The 1,620-nt window shown below is 24.4% G+C and carries 1 protein-coding gene and 1 pseudogene; both read right to left on the bottom strand.

Annotation, left to right across the window (positions count from 1 at the left end; genetic code table 11):
* Positions 1 to 526: 526 nt before the first annotated feature.
* Positions 527 to 655 (bottom strand): annotated as a pseudogene (locus BM384_RS18430) (transposase); the annotation flags it as partial.
* Between the two features lie 25 nt (positions 656 to 680).
* Positions 681 to 1,394, bottom strand: coding sequence for a transposase (locus BM384_RS18425; RefSeq protein ID WP_242946113.1), 714 nt, complete (start codon positions 1,392 to 1,394; stop codon positions 681 to 683).
* Between the last annotated feature and the right edge of the window lie 226 nt (positions 1,395 to 1,620).

Below are 1,620 nucleotides of genomic sequence, written 5' to 3'. Positions count from 1 at the left end.
AATAGTACCTAAACACCAGCGTTCTGTGAATGGCATTGAAGATAAAATCTTAGGGCTTTATGCTACCGGAATGACAACTAGAGATATATCAGAGCCTGACTTACGGACAGTTATTATCAATATTATTGAAAAAATTCCATTATAATTTACATTTTAAATCATTATGGAATTGAGTTTTTAATCATGTTCATTTTTATTGAATTTAAGTATAAAAAAGTAAAACAAAGTTTCTATTATTACTATAATCACCTTGTCAATGGAAATAGATGTATCAGCTTTGATACAAGGTAAAACAAGTTTTTAAGTGATATTTTTTCCTACAAGAATAATAAGCTCTTTTAAACCATTTAAGTCCACTAGTAAATATACTATAAATTCTAATTTTATTTCCTTTAATATTTTTTGTTGCTCCTAGTAAGTTATTTTTCTTATCTTTAGAACATGAAATACCAAGAGAAATCATATATGAATAAGCTATACAAACACAAAAATATAACATTTTAGCATAGTGTATATTATTACTCCAGGTATCTTCTAAATTAAAACCACTACTCTTAAAATCCCTAAACATTTCTTCAATATCAAATCTTTTTTTGTATTCTCTTATTGCATAAGGGGCGGAAAGATTATTAGCAATAAACCAGGTATCTTCAGCATCTTGTGCTTTACATACTGCCATATTACAAATGTATTTTTTTAGATGTTAACTTTACATTATAAAAATGTTTTGTAGCATTTTTTCTAGGAATTATATCATTCAAATTTTTTATTTTATTTTTTCCGTCAATGAATATTCCTAAATCTTTTGTGCATCTAATACAATATTTCCATTTAAGTTCTTCATCTATAAAACTAAATAAATCAATACTCTTAAATCCTCTATCTGCAAGAATAGTAACATCAAATTCATAAGGAGTTAATATTTTATGTAAAAATCTAAGACCTTCTTTTACATGTATAAAATCTTTATTACTATCCTGCTTATATTTAAATAATTTAAACCAAAGGGGAACAGCTCTTTTTCCTACTTTTAATGAAAATTGAAGTATTAAAAATCTATCATCTATTGTTGTATGATCAAATATTATATATAGTGATTTTGACTTAAATTTATATTTTTGTAATAACTTATATGCAAAAAATTCATAAAGCCTTTCAGGATCAATAGCTTTATTACTTAAAAATCTTTGTAATCTCTTTATTTTACTTTCTTCAGTTCCAGAAGAATAGCAATCTTTTAATTCTTGAGATATCTTAGATAAAACAACTGATTGTGAACATATTATTCCAATAATCATTGCAATTAAATTATTTAAGCGAGGAACAGATAAAATTATCATTTTTTCTAGTGTTTTTTTTAATTCTGTAGTAATATATTCTTGATCGTTGATCATAAATAAACCACCTTTCATTTGTAAATTATTTGCGCAAAATTTATTTTACAATAAAAAAGGTGGTTTTTTATATTTTTCAAAATAATTTTTTTGTCAAAATGCAAATTTCCAATTAAATGGTTAATAACTGTCCGTAAGTCAGATATCAGAGCAAATAAAAGAGTTATATGGAGTTGATATAAGTGCAGAAACTGTATCTAATATAACAAATAGAATATTACCACTA

The organism is Clostridium sp. DSM 8431 (assembly GCF_900116755.1).
In the GTDB taxonomy this organism is placed as follows: Bacteria; Bacillota; Clostridia; order Clostridiales; family Clostridiaceae; genus Clostridium.
The sequence above is the reverse complement of the archived record's forward strand: the minus strand, read 5'-3'. Positions and strand labels throughout refer to the sequence as shown.